We start from the raw sequence: 3,463 nt of genomic DNA, 5'->3' as shown, positions 1-3,463 counted from the left end.
GGCAATGTCTGCATCCATTGCCCATATTGCGGGAGTCTCGACCCATCTTTCCATCTTGGAATAAACATTAAAAATGGTAGGTGGTCCTGTTGGAGAAACGCAAGTCATAGAGGGAAAGACTTAGCCGGTCTTATTAGTAAAGTTTGCCATATCCCGTATAAAACGGCACATGGTATTGTGTGGAGCGGCTTAAGAGATCGAAAGGGTTTCAAAGAACAACTACAAGACATATTAGATAAAATGACCCAAGAGGAAAAACCCAAACCAATTCCCTGGCCGAAACAATTTGTGCCTATAATGGAAAAGGATAGATTCTGGGAATACATGCGCACTAGGGGTTATAATACAAAAGCACTAAGATGGGTATTAAAGAATTACCCTATTTACAAAGCCAATACTGGTAATTACAAAGATAGGGTTATATTCCCTATTTATGACTTGTCAGGCAATCTAACCGGATGGGTTGGCAGGGCGATAGGTGCTTCAAAACGGCGTTATATGATGGAAAAATGGGGTAATTACGGGGTGTTGTTCCGTAATCGTATAGCTTACGGGGGCAGGGCGTTGGTTATTTGCGAGGGGCCCTTTGATTCTCTTAGGGTAGATTATTTGGGGCGAAACCTTGGGATACACTCAACTGCGCTTTTTAGTACAAATATCAAGCCGAGTCTCATTAGGGCTTTGAGACTATTGAGTAATAGGTACGATACTACGGTTGTCCTCTTGGATAAGGGCGAAGAGACCAACTCGATAAAGGTTGCATTGGAAGTCGGAGCAAAAGTCATTCCCTTGCGAACAGTAAAAGACCCGGCCCTATTGGGGAGTCTTGATAGTGTCTTTCCATTTATAGACCAATGAGTTTCGCCGCAGCGAAACGCGGCGTCGCGTTTCGAGGGTTGCGCCGACAACACCGAAAAAAAAGCGCTGATTACTGGGCTACTAAATCACCCATAATCGGCTCTTAAAAATTGCGATTTTCCGAGAAGCAAGGTGAAACGAGACAAACACGAGAAAGAGTACCCTTAAGAGCCAAATAACGTGCTTTGTTTTCTTTGGTGTGATTACAGCATATAAGCCGGAGGGAAAAAGTGGACTTGCATATAAAATACAGACCGAAACTCTTGAAACAAATTAAGGGTCAAGACCATATAACGACTATGCTTGAAAAAGCCCTAAGAAAAAACACGTCGCATAGTTACTTACTAAGTGGACCAAGTGGGGTAGGCAAAACAACAATAGGGCGAATCATTGCAAAAAAGTGCATGGTCGATTTATCCCTAAACCTAACCGAAATTGACGCTGCAACTCATAGTGGTGCAGACGCTATGAGGAAATTGACCCAGAATATGATTATGGGGGGCTGGCAAGGCGGAAACAGGGCTGTCATAATCGACGAATGCCATGTACTATCGAAAACCGCTTGGCAAGTATTGCAAAAACCAATAGAGGAACCACACGATAAGTGCTATTGGATACTTTGCACTACAGAAAAAAACAAAGTGCCCAAGACCATTACAAATAGGTGCATTTGTCTTGACTTACAAGTTATCGACGATAACTCAATAAGGGATATTCTCTCCAACATCATCGAAAAAGAAGATATGAGGGTTTCCCACGATATAGTAAATGCTATAGTGGAAAACTCTAATGGAAGTGCGAGAAGGGCTATCACATATCTAATGGCGTGCCAATTCGCGGATTCCGTAAAACACGCCAATAGTCTTATGCTCTCTAGCTTAGATAGCCCAGAAGTAATTGCTCTATGTAGAGCAATATCTAAGAAACAGTCTTGGATGAAACTAATGAAGATTCTAAGGGGCATTCAATCGCCACCCGAAACCATTAGACTAACTATTAGAAGTTATTTTCGTGCTATTGCAATGAACGAGTACGGACTTCCAGAATATGCCTTAATGGTATTGGATAGTTTCTCTGCCCCATGCGACAATTCGGATGGACTAACTACCCTAGTAGAATCCATTGGGCGTGTTGTGGAATATTATAGTGACACTAGAAAAACATGCGCAAACTAAAGAGGAAAAACACTAATGAAACGTAGACCAAGACTTAATGATGTTGTTTCCAACCACGACCCTCTTGACAAGGAATGTTTTCCGGCAGACTATAATGAAAAAGACCTATCCAATAGATTACCAGATAGGTATAATGAACTAAAAGAGCAACTGAAAATTGACAAGGACAGTCTCGACTTGGAACTAATTAGGCAATTAGACCTAATGAGAAAAGTGGGAGAATTATATGCAGAGGCAATCTCCCATAGGGATTGGTACAAAGACGCTGTTGACTATGTAATGTCCGAAGTGGACAATGACATTAGAAGCAAACTAGAGAGAAAGGGGGAAAAGGTAACAGAGGCAAAGTTAAGTAAATTGGTTGTCGCCCACGATAAAGTAAAGAGAGCAAGAGTGGGGTATACCCTTGCAAAAGAGCTTTCCAATAAAATAGGGGTTTTGAAGGATACCGTTAGCACGCGAAGCCACGCAATACATGATTTAGTAGAATTATGGTTGGGTAATTACTTCACTACTTCTGCGATAAAGGGTGAAAAGATGGGGTCTGTAAAAGATGAAGCAATCGAACGTGCCAAGAGCAAACGGAGAAAAAGAGAATGGTTTTAGACTATTTATACTATATCGGTCTTTCGGTTGTTGTTTACTTTTGTGTCCTATTCTGCACTCACTCACTTGTTTACACTATAGTAAGTGCGTTCTACGATGCAAAGTATCGAGTGATTAGGCGTTTACTTTTTACTAACAAGGGAGAAACAGATGAAACGGCGAAGAGAAAGAACTAGTGGAAGTCGATGGGGTAGTTATAGGGGTAGGACAAAAGACCAAGTGCGCTCTTCCGCGGAAGAGTCGGGGGGTGCTTTTGATTCTTACATTAAGTCTGGGATTGATACTTTTACTCCAAAGGACGGTTCTAATAGAATTAGGATATGTCCACCTACTTGGAAGGGGTATAAAGACTTTGCCTTTGATGTTTGGGTGCATTACAGGGTAGGCCCAGATGAACAATCCTACTTATGCCTTTCCAAGATGAAGGGTAAACCCTGCCCTTTGTGTGAAGAACGCATGAAAGCGTCAAAAAGAGGGGAAGATAAAGACTATATTTCTTCCCTACAGCCCAAGATTAGGAAAGCGGTTTGGGTCATAAACCGTAAATCGAGTGATGGAGAACAACCAGAATTGTGGACAATGCCCCCTGGCGTGCATCGGGAGATAAACGAATTGAGTATTAACGAAGAAACGGGAGAGTGCATCTTTGTTGAAGACCCAATGGAGGGCTTTGACATTAAGTTTAAGAAACAAGGTAAAGGCATTAGAACAAACTACAGTGGATTACAGATTGAAAGAAACTCAACACCCCTAACTAGCGACGAAGATTTATTGGAAGAGTGGAAAGACTTTCTGGTCAAACACCCTATTCCAGATTGTTTGCG

4 protein-coding genes are annotated in these 3,463 nt (G+C 41.9%); all 4 read left to right on the top strand.

What is annotated here, in order from left to right; all coding sequences use genetic code 11:
* A partial coding sequence (locus tag PHG87_07475) for a hypothetical protein (protein MDD5478015.1) occupies positions 1-858 on the top strand: 858 nt, incomplete at its 5' end.
* 230 nt (positions 859-1,088) lie between these two features.
* A complete protein-coding gene (locus tag PHG87_07470) occupies positions 1,089-2,033 on the top strand; it encodes an AAA family ATPase (GenBank protein MDD5478014.1) in 945 nt (314 codons plus the stop codon).
* A 15-nt stretch (positions 2,034-2,048) separates the two neighbouring features.
* Positions 2,049-2,639, top strand: a complete 591-nt coding sequence (locus PHG87_07465) for a hypothetical protein (protein MDD5478013.1) — start codon at positions 2,049-2,051, stop codon at positions 2,637-2,639.
* 150 nt (positions 2,640-2,789) lie between these two features.
* On the top strand, positions 2,790-3,463 hold a 674-nt coding region (locus PHG87_07460), incomplete at its 3' end, for a hypothetical protein (protein ID MDD5478012.1).

The organism is Candidatus Omnitrophota bacterium (assembly GCA_028716245.1).
In the GTDB taxonomy this organism is placed as follows: domain Bacteria; phylum Omnitrophota; class Gorgyraeia; order Gygaellales; family Profunditerraquicolaceae; genus UBA6249.
Note: the sequence above shows the minus strand (reverse complement) of the source record. Positions and strands in the feature narration are given on the sequence as shown.

Bases quoted from the DNA above. Each gene is read 5' to 3' on its own strand.
- PHG87_07465 (MDD5478013.1), top strand. From the start codon at position 2,049: ATGAAACGTAGACCAAGACTTAATGATGTTGTTTCCAACCACGACCCT.